This window comes from Sandaracinobacteroides hominis, assembly GCF_016464365.1.
In the GTDB taxonomy this organism is placed as follows: Bacteria; Pseudomonadota; Alphaproteobacteria; order Sphingomonadales; family Sphingomonadaceae; genus Sandaracinobacteroides; species Sandaracinobacteroides hominis.
In genome coordinates this window covers 482,704-503,225 of the sequence record NZ_JADCUC010000002.1, presented here as the reverse complement: position 1 = coordinate 503,225, position 20,522 = coordinate 482,704, and the positions used below count along the sequence as shown (strand labels likewise).

At 67.2% G+C, this 20,522-nt stretch carries 18 protein-coding genes; 6 read left to right on the top strand and 12 right to left on the bottom strand.

Annotated elements, in window-relative coordinates; translation table 11 throughout:
* Position 1 precedes the first annotated feature (1 nt).
* Positions 2-760 (top strand): precorrin-2 dehydrogenase/sirohydrochlorin ferrochelatase family protein, encoded by a 759-nt coding sequence (locus IM784_RS07040; RefSeq protein WP_199554572.1) that lies wholly within the window; start codon positions 2-4, stop codon positions 758-760.
* Here IM784_RS07040 and IM784_RS07035 read toward each other — a convergent pair.
* Together IM784_RS07035 and IM784_RS07030 are read right to left on the bottom strand one after the other, a co-directional pair.
* Positions 728-1,201: an NfeD family protein gene (locus IM784_RS07035; protein WP_199554571.1), complete on the bottom strand. Its 474-nt coding sequence runs from the start codon at positions 1,199-1,201 to the stop codon at positions 728-730. The genes IM784_RS07040 and IM784_RS07035 overlap by 33 nt on opposite strands.
* Positions 1,198-2,151 (bottom strand): SPFH domain-containing protein, encoded by a 954-nt coding sequence (locus IM784_RS07030; protein WP_199554570.1) that lies wholly within the window; start codon positions 2,149-2,151, stop codon positions 1,198-1,200. The genes IM784_RS07035 and IM784_RS07030 overlap by 4 nt, the downstream gene beginning before the upstream one ends.
* Positions 2,152-2,231: 80 nt before the next feature.
* Between IM784_RS07030 and IM784_RS07025 the strand changes: the two genes are divergently transcribed.
* Positions 2,232-3,074 carry an HpcH/HpaI aldolase/citrate lyase family protein gene (locus IM784_RS07025; protein ID WP_199554569.1) on the top strand — a complete coding sequence of 281 codons (843 nt, stop codon included), beginning with the start codon at positions 2,232-2,234 and terminating at the stop codon, positions 3,072-3,074.
* Here the strand turns inward: IM784_RS07025 and ygfZ are convergent.
* On the bottom strand, positions 3,055-3,807 hold the full coding sequence (gene ygfZ, locus IM784_RS07020) for a CAF17-like 4Fe-4S cluster assembly/insertion protein YgfZ (protein ID WP_199554568.1): 753 nt from the start codon (positions 3,805-3,807) through the stop codon (positions 3,055-3,057). The two genes, IM784_RS07025 and ygfZ, sit on opposite strands and share 20 nt — an antisense overlap.
* 20 nt (positions 3,808-3,827) lie before the next feature.
* Here ygfZ and IM784_RS07015 point away from each other — a divergent pair, with 20 nt between their 5' ends.
* The 4 genes from IM784_RS07015 to IM784_RS07000 are packed head-to-tail and all read left to right on the top strand — an operon-like array spanning position 3,828 to position 7,674.
* Entirely contained in the window at positions 3,828-5,168 is a 1,341-nt protein-coding gene (locus IM784_RS07015; protein WP_199554567.1) for a dihydroorotase, read from the top strand.
* 23 nt (positions 5,169-5,191) lie between these two features.
* The gene (locus IM784_RS07010; RefSeq protein WP_199554566.1) at positions 5,192-6,700 is read left to right on the top strand and encodes a leucyl aminopeptidase; all 1,509 of its coding nucleotides are present in this window, start codon (positions 5,192-5,194) and stop codon (positions 6,698-6,700) included.
* A gap of 3 nt (positions 6,701-6,703) precedes the next feature.
* Entirely contained in the window at positions 6,704-7,165 is a 462-nt protein-coding gene (locus tag IM784_RS07005) for a DNA polymerase III subunit chi (RefSeq protein WP_328799479.1), read from the top strand.
* Positions 7,147-7,674, top strand: coding sequence for a YbjN domain-containing protein (locus tag IM784_RS07000; RefSeq protein ID WP_199554565.1), 528 nt, complete (start codon positions 7,147-7,149; stop codon positions 7,672-7,674). Before IM784_RS07005 ends, IM784_RS07000 begins: the two co-directional genes overlap by 19 nt.
* On the opposite strand, the gene IM784_RS06995 is transcribed toward IM784_RS07000, so the two are convergent.
* From IM784_RS06995 to ftsH, 9 genes are all read right to left on the bottom strand, one after another.
* Positions 7,671-8,846, bottom strand: coding sequence for a serine hydrolase domain-containing protein (locus IM784_RS06995; protein ID WP_235976615.1), 1,176 nt, complete (start codon positions 8,844-8,846; stop codon positions 7,671-7,673). The two genes, IM784_RS07000 and IM784_RS06995, sit on opposite strands and share 4 nt — an antisense overlap.
* The gene (locus IM784_RS06990) at positions 8,830-10,341 is read right to left on the bottom strand and encodes an acetyl-CoA acetyltransferase (RefSeq protein WP_199554564.1); all 1,512 of its coding nucleotides are present in this window, start codon (positions 10,339-10,341) and stop codon (positions 8,830-8,832) included. Before IM784_RS06990 ends, IM784_RS06995 begins: the two co-directional genes overlap by 17 nt.
* Positions 10,342-10,422: 81 nt before the next feature.
* Positions 10,423-13,143 (bottom strand): S8 family serine peptidase, encoded by a 2,721-nt coding sequence (locus tag IM784_RS06985; protein ID WP_199554563.1) that lies wholly within the window; start codon positions 13,141-13,143, stop codon positions 10,423-10,425.
* A gap of 77 nt (positions 13,144-13,220) precedes the next feature.
* Entirely contained in the window at positions 13,221-14,396 is a 1,176-nt protein-coding gene (locus tag IM784_RS06980; protein WP_199554562.1) for an iron-containing alcohol dehydrogenase, read from the bottom strand.
* The gene (locus IM784_RS06975; RefSeq protein ID WP_235976614.1) at positions 14,396-15,721 is read right to left on the bottom strand and encodes a spinster family MFS transporter; all 1,326 of its coding nucleotides are present in this window, start codon (positions 15,719-15,721) and stop codon (positions 14,396-14,398) included. The genes IM784_RS06980 and IM784_RS06975 overlap by 1 nt, the downstream gene beginning before the upstream one ends.
* A gap of 90 nt (positions 15,722-15,811) precedes the next feature.
* Complete coding sequence (locus IM784_RS06970; RefSeq protein ID WP_199554561.1) at positions 15,812-16,837, bottom strand: hypothetical protein; 1,026 nt, start codon at positions 16,835-16,837, stop codon at positions 15,812-15,814.
* A 156-nt stretch (positions 16,838-16,993) separates the two neighbouring features.
* Positions 16,994-17,929, bottom strand: a complete 936-nt coding sequence (locus IM784_RS06965; RefSeq protein WP_199554560.1) for an alpha/beta hydrolase — start codon at positions 17,927-17,929, stop codon at positions 16,994-16,996.
* 51 nt (positions 17,930-17,980) lie between these two features.
* Positions 17,981-18,556: a TPM domain-containing protein gene (locus IM784_RS06960; protein WP_199554559.1), complete on the bottom strand. Its 576-nt coding sequence runs from the start codon at positions 18,554-18,556 to the stop codon at positions 17,981-17,983.
* 8 nt (positions 18,557-18,564) lie between these two features.
* On the bottom strand, positions 18,565-20,517 hold the full coding sequence (gene ftsH / locus IM784_RS06955; RefSeq protein ID WP_199554558.1) for an ATP-dependent zinc metalloprotease FtsH: 1,953 nt from the start codon (positions 20,515-20,517) through the stop codon (positions 18,565-18,567).
* Positions 20,518-20,522: the final 5 nt, after the last annotated feature.

The window sequence follows — 20,522 nt, the reverse complement described above, 5'->3', positions numbered from 1 at the left end:
GATGGACATGCTTCCCCTGTTCCACCGGCTGGACGGCCAACCCGTGCTGGTGGTGGGCGTGGGGGAAGCAGCAGATGCCAAGGCGCGGCTGGTGACCGAGGCCGGCGGCACCGTCGTGCTGGACCCGTCGCCGGGCGTGCGGCTGGCCTTCGTGGCGATGGACGCGCCCGAGGAAAAGGCAGCAGAGCTGAAGGCAGCCGGGTTGCTGGTGAACGTGGTCGACCGGCCGGAACTGTCCGATTTCTTCGTGCCTGCCATCGTCGATCGCTCGCCGGTGGTGGCAGCGATCGGCACCGGCGGCGCTTCGGCCAGCCTCTCCAAGGCGCTGAAGGAACGGCTGGAGGTCTGGCTTCCGGCGACACTGGGACCGCTGGCGACGGCGATCCGGCAGGCGCGGCAGGCGGTGGGGGCGGTACACAGGGATGTCCCGGCCCGGCGCGAATTCTGGGCACGGGTTCTGGCCCCCGGCGCCGCGCTGGATCCACTTGTCCCGCAATCCGATCCGGCCGCCGCCATCGTCGAGGCGCTGGCCGGAGGCGGAGCCCCGGCAGACAGTCTCGACGAAATCGTCATCGGCCCGGATGGCGCAGATGCCCTCACCCTGCGCCAACTGCGGCTGCTGGCGCAGGCCGATCTGGTGGTGCATTCGGGCGGCGTTCCGGCCGAAGTGCTGGCGCTGGTCCGGCGCGACGCGGCGCGGCAGGTGGGCACCGAAGTGCCCGAAGGCTCAACCGGCCGGGTCGTGCTGCTCCGCACCTGACGCCACCTTCAGGATCGGCCCTTCCGAGCCGGTCACCCTGACCGCCGTGCCGACCGGCGCATCCGGACCTTCGGCGATCCACTCGCTGTCGCCCAGCCGCACCTTGCCGCGCCCGCCGCTGATCGCCTGCGTCACCACCGCCCCCTTTCCCAGCAAGCGCAGGGAAAGCCTGTTCAGACCCGGATCGTCGCTGCCGATCGGCCGCAGCCGCTTCAGCTGCCGCGACGCCAGCAGCGAAATCGCGATCCAGCCGGCAAACGCGGCAAGCTGCCCCTCCATCGTCACGTTCAGCACGCTGACGGTCAGCCCGGTCGCGGCAGCGGCCGCCGCCAGCCAGATCATGTAGGCGCCGGGCAAAAGCATCTCGAGCCCGGCCAGCACCGCCGCCGCCGACAGCCAGCCCCAGGGCGAAAACAGGAAGCCCAGTATCGCGTCCGTCATTCCGGCTGCTTCAGCGCGCTGCGCGGCCGCGCCGGCGCCTGCTCGGCCTTCACCGATTTCATCAGCTCGGCAATCCCGCCCACCGAACCGATGATGTTGGAGGCCTCCAGCGGCATGAAGATGGTCTTGGCATTCGGCGAGCTGGCGAACTGGCTCAGCGCATCGACATATTTCTGCGCGATGAAATAGTTCACCGCCTGCAGATCGCCCTTGGAGATCGCTTCCGAAACCATGCGGGTGGCGGCAGCTTCCGCTTCGGCGGCGCGCTCGCGCGCCTCGGCATCGCGGAACGCCGCCTCGCGCCGGCCTTCGGATTCCAGGATCTGCGCCTGCTTCTCGCCCTCGGCCCGCAGGATGGCGGCGGCGCGCTGGCCCTCAGCCTCCAGCGTCACGGCGCGCTTCTCCCGCTCGGCCTTCATCTGCCGGCCCATGGATTCCTGGATGTCGCGCGGCGGCTGGATATCCTTCACCTCCACCCGCGTCACCTTGATGCCCCAGGGGGCGGTCGCATGATCGATCACCGTCAGCAGCCGGGCATTGATCTCGTCGCGCTTCGAAAGGCTCTCGTCCAGGTCCAGGCTGCCCATCACCGTGCGCAGGTTGGTCTGCGTAAGGGCGGTGACCGCGGCGGTGAGGTTGGAGACCTCATAGGCCGCCTTGGCCGCCTCCAGCACCTGATAGAATACGACGCCGTCCACCGAGACCACGGCATTGTCCCGCGTGATGATCTCCTGCGTCGGGATCGGCAGCACCTGCTCCATCATGTTCATCTTCTGGCCGACGCGGTCGACAAACGGGATGATCAGCGAAAAGCCCGGCTGCAGCGTGGTCGTGTACTTGCCCAGCCGCTCCAGCGTATATTCATAGCCCTGGCGGACGATGGTGACGGAGGCGAACAGCGCCAGCACCGCCAGCACCACCAGAATCAGGGCGAAAATGAGAGTTCCCAACGCGACAGCCTTTCGGGTGTTGATTATCCGGGGATAGTGTTCGGAAATCGCCCGAAAGGGCAAGCAAAGAAGGATTCGGCATGGAATTTCGGCCAAGGCGGACGGTTCTGTATCTCCCCGCCGCCAATGCGCGCGCCATCGAAAAGGCACGCACCCTGCCTGCCGACACCGTGATTCTCGATCTGGAAGACGCAGTTGCCCCCGATGCGAAAGACGATGCCCGCACCGCCGCCGTCGCCGCCGTCGCCGGCGGCTGGGACGGGCGCGAAGTCGCCATCCGCGTCAACGGGCTGGGCACCGAATGGGCGGCCGCCGATTTCGCCGCGGCAGCTGCGTCGTCCGCAAACCTGCTGGTGGTGCCCAAGGTGAACAGCGCCGCCGAAGCGCTGGAAGCGGTGAAGCTGGCCGGCGGCAAGCCGGTCTGGGCGATGATCGAAACCCCGCGCGGCATCCAGCAGGTCGACGCCATCGCCGACGTGCCGGGCGTCGAGGCACTGGTGGCGGGCTTCGCAGACCTTACGAAAGAACTACGCGCCAAGCCCGGCCCCGATCGCCTGCCGCTGCTCTATGCCGCCAGCCGCATCCTCAACGCCGCCCGCGCCGCAGGCAAGATGGCCTTCGACGGCGTCTATACCGACATCCGCGACGTCGCAGGGCTGGAGCGCGAAGCGAAACAGGCGGTCGAATTGGGCTATGACGGCAAGACCTGCGTCCACCCCGACCAGCTGGAAATCGTCAACCGCCTGTTTTCGCCGTCAGCCGCCGAAATCGAAACCGCTGAGGGCATGATCGCCGCCTATGAAGCAGCGCTGGCCGACGGCAAGGGCATCGCCACCTACAAGGGCAGGATGGTGGAAGTGCTGCACGTCGCCGAAGCCCGGCGGCTGCTGGCGATCGCCGAGGCTACAGCCAGGGCGGGCTGACAAGCTCCGCCGGCCGGCCGGCCACCGTCAGCACCTGCTCGGCATAGTCCATCCGGAAGATCGCCATCTGCACATCGCCGTGGCGCTCTCCGCGCAACTCGCCCGCCACCTTGTCGCCCGCCATCACCGGGCCGTCACCCGTCACCCGCAGCGGCAGCAGCCGCTTCCGCAATTTATCGCGGTGATGCATCCGCGCGGTGTTTTCCTGCCCGGTATAACAACCCTTGGTAAAGCTCACCCCGTTCAGCTCACGCGCGTTCGTCTCCAGCCACAGCAGCTCATCGGAGCCGATCTCGTCCGCCTCGGGCAGCCCCAGCGGCAGCCGATGCGCGTGCCAATCCTCCAGCGTCGAATCCACGGCCGCGTCCGCCGCAACAAACCGGCTCCCCGCCAGCGCCGTCCTCGGATCGTTCCCCGGCTCGCCCCATTGCTGAAACAGCTTCAGCCCCGGCTCCGGCACAATGCCCACTTGCCTGCGCAGGCGGAACATCGTCAGCCGCTTCACCAGCGCTTCCAGCTGGCTCGCCTCCACGTCGATCAGCACGTCCGCGCCATCCGCAAACAGGAACAGCTGGAACAGCGCCTTCCCCTGCGGACTCAGCAGCCCGGCATAGAGCGGAGCGTCCGGAGCGAGCGCCAAGACATCCTGCGTCAGCAGCCCCTGCAGGAAAGGCCGTGCATCCGCACCCGAAAGCCGCAGCACGGCGCGATTGTTCATGTGACAGAGAGGCATCACCGTCCTAGATAGCGGGGATGGCAAGCGCTTCAACCTTCGATAGCATCTGGCGCAACGGAACGGTCTGGCTCCCCGCCGGCCCCACCGAATGCGACATCGGCGTTTCGGGCGGCAAGATCGCCGCCATTCTCAACCGCGGCGAAGGCGCGGCGGCCATGGTGCAGGATTGCACCGGCCTCACCATCCTCCCCGGCCTGATCGACACGCAGGTGCATTTCCGCGAGCCGGGGCTGGAGCATAAGGAAGACCTGGAATCGGGCAGCCGCGCCGCCGTGCTGGGCGGCGTCACCGCGCTGTTCGAAATGCCCAACACCAAGCCGCTCACCGACACCGTCGAGGCGATGGCCGACAAGGTCGCCCGCGCCAAAGGCCGCATGTGGACCGACCACGCCTTCTATATCGGCGCCACCGCCCACAACGCCGACCATATGGCGGAACTCGAGAAACTGCCCGGCTGCTGCGGCGTGAAGATCTTCATGGGCGCCTCCACCGGCGACCTGCTGGTCGCAGACGATGCCAACCTGCTGCGCGTTCTGAAATCCGGCACCCGCCGCGTCGCCATCCACGCCGAGGATGAGTTCCGCATGCAGGAACGCATGGGCGAGCGCATCGCCGGCGACCCGTCCAGCCACCCGGTCTGGCGCGACGATCGAAGCGCGATGGAGGCGACCGTGCGCGCAGTGAAGGCCGCCCGCGCCGCCCGCCGCCGCATTCATGTGCTGCACGTGACGACACCGCAGGAACTGGAATTTCTGAAAGACCACAAGGACATCGCCTCGGTAGAAGTGACGCCCCAGCACCTGACGCTGGCCGCCGAAGAAGCCTATCCCCGCCTCGGCACGCTGGCGCAGATGAACCCGCCGATCCGCTCCGGCTGGCATCGCGATGGCCTCTGGCACTGGCTGGGCCAGGGCGTGCCCGACGTGCTCGGTTCCGATCACGCCCCGCATACGCTGGCGGAAAAGGGCGGCGACTATCCCGACACGCCCTCGGGCATGCCCGGTGTGCAGACCATCGTGCCGCTGATGCTGAACCATGTCGCCGAAGGCCGGCTGTCGCTGGCGCGGCTGGTGGACCTGATGGCCAGCGGCCCGCAGCGGCTGTTCGGGCTGGTGGGCAAGGGGCGGATCGTCGCCGGCTATGACGCGGACTTCACCATCGTCGACCTGAAGGCGCGCTGGACCATCGAGGACAGCTGGCTCGCCAGCCGCTGCGGCTGGTCGCCCTTCACCGGCATGCAGCTCACGGGGAAGCCGGTCGGCACCGTGCTGCGCGGCATGGCTGCGATGTGGGAAAATCAACTGGCAGCGGCCCCCTTCGGCGTGCCATTGACCTTTGAAGAAACTTTGCGGGCCTGAGGGCCTGTGGCGGGGAGATTGAAATGACAAGCGTGAAATTTGCCGACAACCGCGACGCGGCAAGCCCGGCAGCCCTGCTGCTGTTCGTCGGCGACGGTGGCCAGCTTTCGGCCGGCGCGCAGGCGCTGGAAACCGCCGGCAGCGGCCAGCTGGGCCGCGCCATGAAGGCGGCGAATTTCACCGGCAAGAAGGGCAAGCTGCTGGAACTGCTCGCCCCCGCCGGCTCGCAGGCCAGCCGCGTGCTGCTGGCCGGGCTGGGCGACGCCGCCAAGGCCGACGCCCGGACCTTCGAGGATCTGGGCGGCGAAGCCGCAGCCAGGCTGCAGACGCTGGAAGCCGAGCTGGTGGCGGATTTCACCGGCATCGGTGACCTCGGCGTCGGCGCCGATGTCGCCGCCGCCCACTTCGCCCATGGCGCCGAACTCCGCAGCTGGCGGCTGGACACCTACCGCACCAGGCTGAAGGAAGAGCAGAAGCCGAAGCTGAAGACCATCACCCTCGTCGGCGCGCCGAAAAGCACCGCGGCCATCGCCGACCGCCTGCAAAAGGTCGCAGAGGGAGTCGCCTTCGCCAAGGAGCTGATCACCGAGCCGGGCAATGTGATCTATCCGCAAAGCTTCGTGGACCGGGTGAAGGCCAAGGTCGAACCGCTCGGCATCCAGGTAACGGTGCTCGACGAAAAGGATCTGGCAAAGCTCGGCGCAGGCTCGATGCTGGGCGTCGGCCAGGGTTCGGTGAAGCCGCCGCGCCTGCTGGCGATGGAATGGAACGGCACCGGCAATCCGGAGGCAACGCCGCTGGCGCTGGTGGGCAAGGGCGTCACCTTCGATACGGGTGGCATTTCGATCAAGCCCGCCGCCGGCATGGAAGACATGAAGTGGGACATGGGCGGCGCCGGCGCCGTCGCCGGCACCATGGTGGCGCTTGCCGGCCGCAAGGCAAAGGCCCGCGTCGTCGGCATCTGCGGCCTCGTCGAAAACATGCCCGACGGCAACGCCCAACGCCCCGGCGACATCGTCACCAGCATGAGCGGCCAGACCGTCGAAGTGCTGAACACCGACGCCGAAGGCCGCCTCGTCCTGAACGACTGCCTCACCTGGACGCAGCGCACCTACAAGCCGAAGGTGATCGTCGATTTCGCCACGCTGACGGGCGCGATCATCATCAGCCTCGCGCACTATTATGCCGGCGTCTTCTCCAACTCCGACGCGCTCTGGGGCAAGCTCGACGCCGCCGGCAAGAAAGTGAACGACCTCGTCTGGCGGCAGCCGCTGTCGGAGCCGGGCGGCCACTATGACCAGCTGATCGATTCGACCATCGCCGACATGAAGAATCTCGGCACCCGCGAAGGCGGCTCGATCACGGCGGCGCAGTTCCTGCAGCGCTACATCGACGAGGGCGTCGAATGGGCGCACATCGACATCGCCGGCGCCGTCTGGCGGCCCAAGGGCGCGCCCCTGCACGACAAGGGCGCAACCGGCTTCGGCGTGCGGCTGATCGACCAGCTCGTCAGCGACAATTTCGAGGGCTGATTTCTGTCACTGGCCGGAACCCTCGACGTCGGCTTCTATCACTGCACGCGCGCACCCGCCGCCGAGGTGGCGGTGCGGCTCGCAGCGAAGGCCCATGAAACGGGCAAGCGCCTGCTGATCGTGAGCGACCCGGCACGGCTGCAGGCGCTGGACAAGGCCTTGTGGACGGCAGACCCGGACAGCTTCCTGCCGCACGCGCAGGCCGGCGGCGCCGACGACGCGGAACAGCCGATCCTGCTGGCTGAAGCCGTGACAGCCGCAAACGGGGCGCGGATCCTGCTGCTGGTGGAACACGGCCTGCCGCAAGCGCTCGACGGCTTCGAACGGGTGCTCAACCTGTTCGAGGAAGGCGGCGAAGGCCAGGTGCAGGCGCGCAGCGACTGGAAGGCGCTGCTCGACCGCGAAGGCCTCACCCGCAGCTATTGGCAGCAGAAGGAAGGCGGCGGGTGGGAAAAGCGCGGCTGATCGCGATCGCCGCGCTGCTGGCGGCGCCCGTCGCTGCACAGGTTCCGCCGGCACCCATCGCCGACACCCGCATCATCGCCGCCAACCCGCGCGACATCGCCGAACTGATGCGGGAAAAGGGCTTCCTCGCCGAACTGGCAACCGACCAGTCCGGCGACCCGCAGATCAGGACCGGCTTCGGCGGCACCAGGGGCAATGTCTGGTTCCACGAATGCGACGAAAAGGGCGAGGATTGCCGCGGCATCGAGCTGCAGATCGGCGTCATCATGGACCACAAGCTCAGCATGGACGAAGTGAACGCCTTCAACGCCGAAGCCCGCTTCGCCTTCCTCACGCTCGACAGCGAGAAGGACGCCATCCTGCGCTATGAACTGTCGCTCGCCCCGCCAGGCGTTTCCGCCGCCGTCCTCACCGACACGCTGCAGGCCTTCGAAGAACAGGCCCGCAGGCTGATGCAGATCGTGGTGAAGCACGACAGCGTCTCCCGCACGGAACGCGTCCCCCGCTAGCGCGCGTCCAGCGCCTGCAGCACGGCGTTGTGAATGGCCGGGCGCGCCGCGCGGATGCGGTTATTCTCGCGCGTCGGGTTCACCCGGTTCGACAGCAGGATCACATAGGCCCGCCGATCCGGATCGATATAGATGGAAGTGCCGGTAAAGCCCGTGTGCAGGATGGCGCGCGGGCTGGCGAGGTCGCCGGCAAAGCCGCCCGGCAGTGTCGGCGTATCCCACCCCAGCGCCCGGGTGCTGCCCTCTGGCCGGTTCTGCCGCGCCCGGAACTGCGCGACCGTCCCCGCCTGCATCAGCCGGCGGCCGCGAAACCGCCCCTCGCCCAGCCACAGCTGCGCCAGCCGGGAGAGGTCTGCCGCAGTCGAGAACAGCCCGGCATGGCCCGCAATGCCGCCCATCACCCAGGCATTCTCGTCATGCACCTCGCCCTGCACCAGCCGGTTGCGCAGCCGGTTGTCGATCTCGGTCGGCGGAATGCGCGGCAGCTCCGCCCGGCCGGGATTGAAGCCGGTGTCCTTCATTCCCAGCGGCCGGAAGATGTTCGCCTGCACAAAGCGCTCGAACGGCTGGCCCGAAACGCGGCTGACGATTTCCGCCACCAGCATCAGATTCTCGTCGCGATAGACCGATTTCGTCCCCGGCGGCGCTTCCACCGGCATGCGGTCGATGGCGGCAAGAATATCGGCTGCGTTCTTCGCCGTCCGCCAATGCTCGCCCTCCGGCGCCAGCCCGGAACTGTGCGCCAGCAAATCGCGCACGGTGATCGCATCGTGCCCGGCAGCGCCGCCAAACTCCGGCAGATAGCGCGAAACCGGCGCATCCAGCTCGAGCTGGCCCCGATCCACCAGCAACGCCGCCGCCGTAGTCGTCGCCACAACCTTCGTCAGCGAAGCCAGATCGAACAGGGCATCGACCGGCATCGGCGCCGCATCCGGCGCACTGCTCAGGCGCCCGAACGCCCGCACCACCAGCGCCCGGCCATCCTGCCCCACCGCCAGCACGGCCCCCGGAAAGGCGTCGCCCACCCATTTGCCAGCCTCGTCAAAGGCCGGCTGCAGCCACGCCGCTTCAACCGCCTGCGCAGGCGCGCGGGCAACCGCCTGGCCGTGCGCCGCCAGCCCCAGCAGGCCAGCGACCAGCGCCGCCCGAAAGAGGTCAGGCCAGCGCGGCAATATTGACCGTGTCGGTCGGCTTCACCGTCACCTTGCGGCCCACCACCGGCACATCGATCAGCGCGCCGGGGTCTTCGTGGATCTGGGCGAGAAAGCGGCTGCCGTCCGCATCCAGACGTCCGATCACGATGGCAAACGCCGGCACGCCCTTGTCGTGGATCACGGTGAACGTCTCGATCGTGCCGGCGCCCTCCGGCTTCTCGGTCAGCGGCGGGCTTTGCATCGCGTCGATCTCCGCCTGATAGACGGCGGGGTCGGCGCGCTCGAACGCCTTCGGCGTCGTGCTCCACACGCCAAAGCTGTGCTTCGTCAGAAAGCCGCCATTCGCAAAAACGAACCCGGTCGCCCCCGGCGCAGCGCGGCAACGCGCAATCACTTCGGCGATCCCGTGCATCGAATAATTATTGCCCGGCCCACCGAAATAGGGGAGCCCGCCGGTCAGCGTCAGCCCGCGCGGGTCGTCGTGCCTGAGCCCGATTTCGTCCGCCGCCACTTCGACCGCGCTCGAAAAGCAGCTGTAGATATCCATGTGCGCAATCGCGTCAACGCCGATACCGGCCTGCTTCAAGGCCTCCCGCGCGCCGATCCGCACCGCGGGCGAGCTGTGATAGTTCACCCGCTCGCTCACCAGGATCTTCTCCTGCGTATCGGCCGAGCCATGCAGGTAGACGCGCTTTTCCTGCGGCACGCCCAGCCGGTCGGCGGCTTCGGTCGACATCAGCAGCAGGGCCGCCGCCTGATCGACAAACATGTTGGCGTTCAGATACTTGGTATAGGGATAGCCGATATAGCGGTTCTCTTCGTCCGGCGTGATGATCTCCTCTGCGGTGCGCGCCACCGGCAGCTGCGCATAGGGGTTGCCGGCCGCCACCGCGGCAAACCGCTCCATCAGCCGCCCGATCGCCTGCCTGTGCGCAAAGGGCTCTCGCCCATAATGCGCCCCCAGCGCATTCTCGAACAGCGGATAGATGTTCACCGGCATGGCAATGCCGTGCTGGATCTCCTGCTTGCTGGCATAGCGGGTTTCCTTGCCGAAAACCTCGGCCGGCTCCGGCGCATCCTCGCCCCAGTCCAGCTTGATCCCCGCCTTCAGCGCCCGCGACTGGCTGCGGATCGGCTCGCAGCCGGTCAGCAGCACCACCTCATGCTTGCCCTCGGCGATTTCCTGCGCGTGGATGTTCACCAGCATCTGCGGCGAGTTCCCGCCCACCGGGCCATAGAGATGCCGCTTCGCCTTCGCCCCGATCCGCTCGCCTACCGACCAGGGCAGGTTGTTCTGCCCGCCAAACGGCGCACCGAAACCCGAATCCTGGAACAGCCGCACCACGGTGATGCAGTCGATCGCCGCCTCCACACCGCTGCCGCCGCTGTCGGCGATGGCGGCGCGCGCAACGGCGGCCATCATTTCCTGCGGCGAAAGCCCGGCGCCGGGGGCAGATGTGCGATCAACGGACTGGGCGACGCCGACGAGAACGGGGGTGCGGGGATCGATCATGCCCATCGGGGTAACGCGCCCGGCCCCGCTTCGCAGCCTGTCGAAACTCAGAACTGCCCCACCTTCAGAACTGCCCCGCCTTCAGAATTGATTATCGGCCGTGTTCAGCAGCCACCCCCCGAACCGCGTGCCATTGGGCGCCATCATCGGCACCGTGAAGGTCGTGCCCGTGAAATTCCACACCCCCACGCCCCACGGGCTCTCCACGAAGATATTCGCCCGCCCGCCGCCGGTGATGTCCTGAAAGTTGCGGAACTGGTTGTCGGCCGTATTCAGCAGCCAGCCCCCAAAGCGCGTGCCATTGGGCGCCAGCATCGGGCAGGCAAGCCCGGTGCCGTTCCATTCCAGCACCCCCACGCCCCAGGGCGAGGAAAGGAACAGCTCCGCCCGCCCATCGCCATCCAGATCGGCCGCCGCATGGATACGGTTGTCAAAGCTGTTCAACAACCAGCCGCCAAAGCGCGTGCCGTTGGGCGCCATCATCAACGGCGTCAGCGTGCCGCCCGACAGTTTCTGTATGCCAAGCCCCCACGGACTTTCGATCACGAACTCGTCGCGTCCGTCGCCATCGATGTCGCCCGCCGGCCCCAGCCAGTTGTCCGCCGTGTTCAGCAGCCAGCCGCCAAAGCGGGTACCGTTGGGCGCCATCATCACCGCGTTCAGCGTCCCCCCCACCAGCTTCAACATGCCGATGCCCCAGGGCGAGGTAATCAGCATCTCGTCCCGCCCATCGCCATCGAAATCGCCCACCGGGCCAAACACATTATCCGCCGTGTTCAGCAACCAGCCGCCGAAACGGGTGCCATTGGGCGCCATCATCAACGGCTGAAAGGTAAAGCCGGCGCCGGATGGAACCAGCTTCAGGATGCCGATCCCCCATGGGCTGCGGATCAGCATCTCCGGCCGGCGATCCCCGTCGAAATCCCCCACCGGCCCAAAGCTGTTGTCCGCCGTGTTCAGCAGCCAGCCACCAAAGCGCGTGCCGTTGGGCGCCAGCATCAGCCCGCGATAGCCGGCGCGAAACCGCTGCAGCACGCCCACGCCCCAGGGGCTGCGCACGAAGATCTCGGATCGCCCGTCGCCGTCGAAATCCCCCATCGGCCCAAAGCGGTTGTCTGCCGTATTCAGCAGCCAGCCGTTGAAGCGGCTGCCGTTGGGCGCCATCGCCAGGCTGGTCAGCGCCCCGCCGCCGAACTTCAGCGTCCCCAGCCCCCACGGGCTTGAAACCGGAATTTCCGCCCGGCGATCCGCGTCCTGATCGCTGTTCTCCACGCCATCGGTGGCGATGCTCTGCATCGCCCGCATCACGGCGCGAAAGGCATTCACCCGCCCATGGCCATAGTCCACATGATGGCCGATGCCGTTATAGGTAACGCCGCCGATCTTGTCGCAGGTATCGCGCAGGATCTGGCAGACCTCGCCCGCCGTCAGGTCGGGGTTCACCGCCAGCACCAGCGCCCCCACCCCCGCCGACAGCGGGGCGGCAAAGCTGGTGCCGGTATCCGTTCGCGTGCCGCCGCCCTGCGCGGTCGACACCACCTGCACGCCCGGCGCCAGAAAATCCAGCTGCGCCCCACGCGCGCTATTGTCCTCCAGATCGGTCCGCCGCGACCGCCCCACCGCGATCACCGTGCGATGGCTCACCACCTGATCCCGCGCGATATCGACATTATTGCCGTTGCTCGACGCCCAGAAGACAGGCGTTCCCCGGTTCCGCCGGCCGCGCTGGCTGGCAAAGATCAGCGCATTCTCCAGCACCGTCGTCAGCGCCCAGTCCGCCCCGTTCGGCCCCAGGCTGGAAACGATCACGTCGGCCCCGGAATCCGCCCGCGCCGTCGCCACCTCCTGCCGCGGATCGGTGGCATAGGCGACCGCCCGCGCCAGCGTCGCCTGCGTCCCCACCTGATCCCCGCGCGAGGCGATCAGCATCAGCTCGCATTCGGGCGCCGATCCGCAGCCGTCGCGGCCATTGTTGTGGCGGGCAGCAACCATCCCCGCACAGAAGGTGCCATGGTCGTTGCCGGGAAAACCGGTCAGCGTCTGACGGAAATTGCCGCTGCCGTCAAAGAAGCCGGATTCGGCAACGATGGCCGGCGCCAGATCCTGATGCGCGACATCGAAGCCATTATCGATGACGGCGACGCGAACGCCGCGCCCGCGGGTGAAATCCCACGCCCGCTCGGCCCTGATGTCCGCCCCCGCCACGCTGCCGGCGCCGCCGACATTGTTCAAATGCCACTGCCGGGCATAGGTCGGGTCGGTCGGCGTCAGGCGATGGCCGATGAACTCGGTGAATTCGGGCTCTGCGGCCACCGCCACGCCACTCTCCTGCAGCTCGTTGGCAACCTTCAGCGGGTCCTCCCCGGCTAACACTTCCACCTGGAACTGGTTCGGCGCAAAGCCCAGCTTGCGCACGATCTTCAGCCCGCGCCGGGTCAGCCGCCGCAGCGCCGCCGCCTCGGTCAGCGTGGGCAGCAGCTGCACGATCAGCGTGCCACCGGCGATCAGCACATGGCCGCCGGATTCCTGAAAGACCTTGCCCGATTCCTCCACCGCCATATCGACGGCGGGCGCGGCCATCGCCTCCGCACCGCCTTCCGGTCGCACAAAGGCCCAGCCGGCTGCCGCCAGCGCCGCCTTTTCGGCGTCCGGCAGGTCGGCGGAAAATCCGGCCGCGGCGGTCGCCTCCATCGCCGGCCCCAGTGCCATCGATTCGGCCCCCGGCCGAACCTTCACGGCCACAACGCCAGAGACCTCCGTCACCGGAACCTTTTCGCCACGACGATAGAAATAGCGCGCCATCTGACTGCCCCTCTCCCAAGGTTCGAATGCGGCCCGGCTTTGGCGAAAAGGTTAACAGGAACCCGGCAAAGGAACAATCAGGCGGCGAACACCCGGTCGTAAAGGCCGGCCAGTTCCCCGGCATCCGGCACCCGCGGATTGTTCGCCGGCGATCCCGAGGAAATCGCCTGCTCGCACATCACCGGCACCAGATCGCGCCAGCGCTGCGCGGAAATCCCATAGTCCGCCGGCCCCGGCACCTTCAGGTCGCGGTTCAACGCCTCCAGCTCCGCCACCAGCCGGGCGACGGCGGATTGATCGCCCTCCCCTTCTGCCGCGATCCCCATCGCCCGGGCACAATCGGCATAGCGATGCACGGCCGCCGGCGCCGACCAGGCGGTCACCGTCGGCAGCAGCATCGCATTGGAAAGCCCGTGCGGCACATGGAAATGCGCGCCGATGGGCCGGCTCATCCCATGCACCAGCGCGACGCTGCTGTTGGAAAAGGCAATCCCCCCCTGCAGCGCCCCCAGCATCATCGCCTCCCGCGCGACGGCATCGGTCGGCTCGGCGCATACCCGGCGAAGATTGGGCGCGATCAACCGCATCGAGCTCAGTGCAAACCCATCCGAAAACGGATTCGCCCGCCGCGACACATAGGCCTCGATCGCATGCGTCAGGCTGTCGATTCCGGTGTCCGCCGTCAGCCGCCAGGGCTTTTCGTGCGTCAGCTCATGGTCGACCAGCGCCGCCACCGGCAGATAGGCAAGCCCGCCGCACAGCATCTTCTCGTCGGTCTCGCTGTCGGTAATCACGCACACCCGCGTCGCTTCCGAGCCGGTGCCCGCCGTCGTCGGAATGGCGATGATCGGCAGCCCCGGCGCATCCTGCACATGCGGCACCTTATAGTCCGCCATCCCCCCGCCGTGCACCGCCAGCATGGCGATGGCCTTGGCGCTGTCCAGCGGCGAGCCGCCGCCGAAGCCGACCACGCAATCATGCTCGCCCCCGCGCAACGCCTCCAGCCCGGCGTCGATGGAGGCGCTCGTCGGATCGGGCACCGTGCCGGTAAACACACGCGCCGCAATTCCCGCCGCCGCCAGACCGGACAGGATCGGCTCCAGCATCCCGCTCTGCTCCAGAAAGGCATCCGAAACTAGGAACGGCCGCGACAGGCCAAGCGTGGCCAGCAGCTCCGGCAGCTGACGCGAGGCACCGCCGCCAATGCGCAGAATCCGCGGCAGGGCAATCGTCGAGATACTCGGGGCAACCATCAGCTCACCATCTCCTCCCGGATCGAGCTCCGCGCCATCCAGAACAGGATCGAGGCGACGATACCGAACAGGCTGAACAGGGCAAGCGACCAGCGCACGCCCTGCGCCGCGCCCATGCCCAGCGGCCCGGCGAACAGGTCGCTGACAGCACCCACAATCAGCGGGCCAAGACCAAGGCCAATGAGGTTGACGGCGAACAGCATGATGGCGACCGCCGTGGCGCGCGTATGCGGCTCCACCAGCCCCTGCACGGCGGCATAGGCAGGGCCATACCAGAGCGCGTTGAGAAGCGGCGGAACAGCCATCAGGACAATCGCGAGAAGAGCGGAATCGACCGCCAGCGCGGTCAGGTAAAAAGGGATCGCCATCACCGTGGAAACGGCCGGAATGCCCATATAGTATCTGAGGTCACGCTTGCCGTAATGATCGGCCAGCTGCCCGCCCAGCCAGGTGCCGAACGCGCCGGTCAGGCCCACGGTCACGCCCAGCGCAAGGCCCAGAAATCCGGCAAGGCCCAGCCCGAAACCGGCGGCGATATCGGTCAGCTCCGCCCCATGGTTGCGAAAGAAGAAGGGCGCCGCGAACACTGCCGCGCCATAACCGATGAAGGCCTTGATCGAGACGCCGAAGGTAATCAGCCAGAAGGTGCGCTTGGAGCGGATTTCCACCATCGCTTCCCTGAAGCTCGGGCCTTCGTGCCTGGCCGGCAACGCGCGCCCGCCGGCCCGGCGCGGCTCGACCAGCGTGGTGGCCGCGATAATCGCCATCAACACACCGGGCGCGCCCGCCACCAGAAAGGCCGCGCGCCAGCCCCATTCATCGGCGATCAGGCCACCCATGGCCATGCCCAGCAGCGAGCCGATGGGCGTTCCCAGCGAATAGAAAGCCATGGCCGACGCCCTCTTCTCGCGCGGGGTATAGTCGGTGATCAGCGAATGCGCCGGCGGCGTGCAACCCGCCTCGCCGATGCCCACACCGACCCGGGCCAGCACCAGCTGCACGAAGTTCTGGGCAAAGCCGCAGAGGATCGTGAAAAAGCTCCAGGCGGCAACCGCGCCCGATATGATGTAGGGGCGATGACCCCGCTCGGCATAGCGGGCGATGGGCAGGCCCATGATCGTGTAGAACAGCGCAAAGGCAAGCCCGGACATCATGCCGATCTGCCAGTCCTGCAAGCCCAGCTCCTGCTTGATCGGCTCGGCCAGAATGGTGACGATCTGCCGGTCGAGGAAGTTCAGGATATAGATGGCGAGCAGCACCCACAGCGCATAGCGGCGATAGCCGGGCTTCACGGCTGCCTCGACAGGCTTCATCGCCTCGTTCATCCGCACCTCCCCAGATGCCGCGTTACACGCGCGCAACATGGGCAATGTGCATGGAAGCGGCGGCCAGCGCCACCCATCAGGAATGGGCGGTCAATATTCCAGGTCGAGCCCGGCGGCACCGAATATCCGGTCGCCGTTCGGATACTCCAGCGCAAACACGAAACCCGCCCCGAGACTACCCTTGTAAAAGCCGCCCCGGATGCTGCCCGTGGCGCCGTCCGGCCCGCTCAGCGGGACCGTTCCCAGCGCTGACCGGCTATAGGGGAAGCGCGCGCTGACCTGCCCCACCGAGGTCGCCGGCCGGTCCAGGAATTCGCCAAAGGCCTGATCCCGCGCGACGAGATCGATCGTCACCAGCAGCGTCTTTCCGTTCGCATCCAGAACCGCCTTTGCAGTGCTTCCGAACAGCCGCCTGTTGACCCCGGATGCCACCAGCAGCCCGTCCGCCATCCCTGCAAACGCATAGCTGCCGTCCGCCAGAATCGACGTATCGGAAACCGCGCCGGCGCTGAAGAAGCACAGCGTGCCGGGATTGCTGGTACGGCCAAAGGTCGCGAAGCGAAGCCGGCGCTCGGAGTTGCGATACAGCTCGAACTCGTCCGTCTGATCGGCACCCACCCCATACACCGCGAAATAGGAGCCGGCATAGGCGCGCGAGGGCGCCGTGCGGCGATCGCCGGGTGCATAGCTGGATCCGCCAAAGCCGTTGAAGTCCGTGCCGAAGCTGTTGTCGTTCACATAGTCGATGGCAAAGGCCGGGCTGGCAAGTTCGGCGAGGATCGCCGGGCCCAGCATCTCGATCCCCACCAGCCGGCCTTCGGCAAATGTGTCGCGCGTACCCGCGCAGACATGCGCTCCCTCCAGCCGGCCGCCGGGTGCAACCTCGGCGATCAGCGGCCCGGTGGGAACAGGCGCGGGATCGGGCGGCGTCACCACCGGCGGCGGCACGGGCGGCGCAGGCGTCGGCGGCGTCGCAACCTGCGTCGGGGCAGCAGGCGCCCTCCCATCGGAGCCACAGCCCGCGATCAGCAGGCCCAGCACAAGGTTGGCGGCTGCCAGCAACGAATTTTCCTGTCGCGCAGGTGCCGTTGGAATGATCCTTGCGGGAACAGGCATGTCGCCTCCTCTGCTGCATCCCCCGATGGGGAAGACCGTTCATCTGCTCCGATACTGCGGGCATCGGGCAGGAAACGGAATGATGCATTCCTGATGATTTCCCGATGTTTCGGGAAAGCCGCCGGAACCGAGGATCAGCAAAGCCTGGTCAGCACCTCACCCGACGGCGGGCAAAGACGCCGCCCAGCGCGCTGCACGCTGCAGCGTCCGGGTGGCCGTGTCGATCATCCCGCCCATCGAGAAGAAGCCGTGGTTCACGCCCTCCACATGGTCGTGCGCTGCCAGCGCGCCCGCCTCCGCCAGCCGCGCCGAATAGGCCTTGCCCTCGTCGCGCAGCACATCGTGGCTGGCGGTGATGACCAGGGCCGGCGGCAGGCCCGACAGATCGGGGTGGCGCAGCGGCGCCGTGGTTTCGTCCGGCGCCGCCCCCTCCTGCAGCCAATGCCCCCAGAACCATTCCATCGCTTCCCGGTTGAGCCCATATTCCGCATTCTCGGCATAGCTTGCATGGCCGTCGGCGGGAAAATCGGTGACGGGATAGACCAGCAATTGCCCGGCCAGCTTCGGGCCGGTCTTGCGCGCTTCCAGCGCCGCCAGCGCCGCCAGATTGCCGCCGGCGCTGTCACCGCCGACGATCAGCCGGTGCGGATCGCCGCCATGCTGCGAAATCTCCGCCGCCGCCCACTTCAGCGCCGCCATCGCATCCTGCTGCTGTGCCGGGGATTTTGATTCCGGCGCCAGCCGGTAGTCGACGCTCGCCACCAGCAGCGGCCCTTCCTGCGCCAGAAAGCGGCAGACATTATCGTGCGTCTCGATCGAACCCAGCGCCCAGCCGCCGCCGTGCAGGAAGACGATCACCGGCAGGCCGGCCGTTACCAGCGTTCCCGGCGGACGATAAAGCCGGATCGGCAGTGCGCCGCCGGGCCCGGGAATGACCACATCGACGATGTCGATGTCGGCCGGTGCAAAGGCCCGCACCATCTCCACCCGCTGCGCCATTCCCTCGCGCACCTGCTCCACCGTCAACGACGAAATCGGCGGCTGTCCCTTGGCCAGTTCCAGGCTGGCCAGAATGATCGGATCCAGTTCCATGCGTTCCTCCCCTTGAGGCTTCAGAATAGGGCGTGCGGGTACGTCCTGCAGCTAGTGAATTGCGCTGCGGCCGCCGGCCTGAACGGAAGCAAGCGTTCGCTCGGGAAGCTGCTGCAGCCGGTCGATCAGGGCCGATGCGCCGGCCTCCGTCCCCTCAGCCAATTCACCCCGGCGATATGTCGGGAGCATCTTCGTCTCGATGATGTCGCGCGCGTCGGCGTCGGTAAGGCTTGTCTCCAGCCCATGGCCGGTGGCGATACGCACCCGCCTGTCATGGGGTGCAACCAGCAGTATCACGCCATCGTCGAACCCCTTGCGGCCGATACCCCAGGCATTTCCAAGATCGCGCGTGAAGTCGGCGATATCGGCGCCCCCCAGATCGGGAACCGTCACCACAACGAACTGGATCCTGTTGCGGCGCTCCAACGCCGCAAGCCGGGCAGTCAGGCGCGCCTCCAGATCTGCATCCAGGATTCCGGCTGCGTCGGTCACCCGGCCGGCCAGCGCCAGCTTCGGCGCCGGCTTCTGCAGCAGCGTCTGCGCCTTCTCCGGCTCGGCGGGGCTGCAGGCACTGGCCGAAAACGCAAGCAGGGCGAGAAACGCCGTTCCCGCCCCGCCACACTTCATTTGCTGCGTCAGGCCTGCGGTGCCGCGTCGCCCAACCCACCGGAGCTGCGGCGCTTGCCGGCTTTGGGCAGTCCGGAAACACCGCCCGCGCCCAGCGGCGGCAGCTTGTCCGCCGCGTCCGGACGGACAATCGCCCGGCCTTCGATAGCCGCCTTGATCTCGTCGCCGGTCAGCGTCTCATACTCCAGCAGCGCCTGCGCCACGGCTTCCAGCTCGTCGGCATGGTCGGTCAGCAATTGCTTGGCGCGGTCATAGCCGCCCACGACCAGCCGCTTCACTTCCGCGTCGATCAGTTCGGCGGTCTTCTCGCTCACATTCTGCTGCCGGCTCACCGAATGGCCCAGGAAAACTTCTTCCTGATTCTCGGTATATTGCAGCGGCCCCAGCAGATCCGACATGCCCCACTGCGTCACCATCGCCTTGGCAAGGTTGGTCGCCATCTGAATGTCCGAGCTGGCACCCGACGTCACCTTGTCGTGTCCGAAGATCAGCTCCTCGGCCACGCGGCCTCCCATGGCGACCGAAAGGTTCGCATACATCTTGTCGCGGTGGAAGGAATAGCTGTCCCGCTCCGGCAGGCGCATCACCATGCCCAGCGCGCGGCCGCGCGGGATGATCGTCGCCTTGTGAATCGGGTCAGAGGCCTGCTCGTGCAGCGAAACCACCGCATGGCCCGCCTCGTGATAGGCGGTAAGCTTCTTCTCGTCCTCGGTCATCACCATGGATTTCCGCTCGACGCCCATCATCACCTTGTCCTTGGCGTCCTCGAACTCCTGCATCGCCACCAGCCGCTTGCCGCGGCGGGCAGCCAGCAGCGCCGCCTCGTTCACCAGGTTCGCCAGATCGGCGCCGGAGAATCCGGGCGTTCCGCGCGCAATGGTGCGGGCCTCCACGTCGGGCGCCAGCGGAACCTTCCGCATATGCACCTGCAGGATGCGGATGCGGCCTTCCACGTCGGGACGGCCGACAGTGATCTGCCGGTCGAAACGGCCCGGACGCAGCAGCGCCGGGTCCAGCACGTCCGGCCGGTTGGTGGCGGCGACGATGATGATGCCCTCGTTGGCGTCAAAGCCGTCCATTTCCACCAGCAGCTGGTTCAGCGTCTGCTCGCGCTCGTCGTTACCGCCGCCAAGCCCGGCGCCACGATGGCGGCCCACGGCGTCGATTTCGTCGATGAAGATGATGCAGGGCGCGTTCTTCTTCGCCTGCTCGAACATGTCGCGCACGCGGCTGGCGCCGACGCCCACGAACATCTCGACAAAGTCGGAACCGGAAATGGTGAAGAAGGGCACATTCGCCTCGCCCGCGATGGCGCGTGCCAGCAGCGTCTTGCCGGTGCCGGGGGGGCCAACCAGCAGCGCCCCCTTCGGGATCTTGCCGCCCAGCCGGTGGAACTTCGACGGATCCTTCAGGAAGTCGACGATTTCCTGCAGCTCCTCGCGCGCCTCGTCGATGCCGGCGACATCATCGAATGTCACCCGGCCATGCTTTTCCGTCAGCATCTTCGCCCGGCTCTTGCCGAAACCCATGGCGCCACGGCCCTGGCCGTTCTGCATCTGGCGCATGAAAAAGATCCAGATGCCGATCATGATCAGGAACGGCAGCGCCCCCACGATCACCTGCTGCAGGATGCCGGGGCGCTCCTCGGGAACCGCGTCGAACTTCACATTCTTGTCGCGCAGCCGCTCGATCAGCTGCATGTCACCCGGGTTATAGGTGCGGAATTCCTTGCCGTTGGAAAGCTTGCCGGTGATGACCCGGCCGGCAATCGCAGCTTCCTGCACCTGCCCCTCGTCCACCTTGCGAAGAAACTCGGAATAGGCGACGTCCTCGCCCGAACCACGGTCGCTTGAAGGCCCCTGGAACAACTGCACCATGAGCACGAGAGCAAGCAAAATGCCTGCCCACATCAGGATATTCCTGACCAGCGGAGACGGCGGCTTGCGGTTACCTTCGGACATCGAGA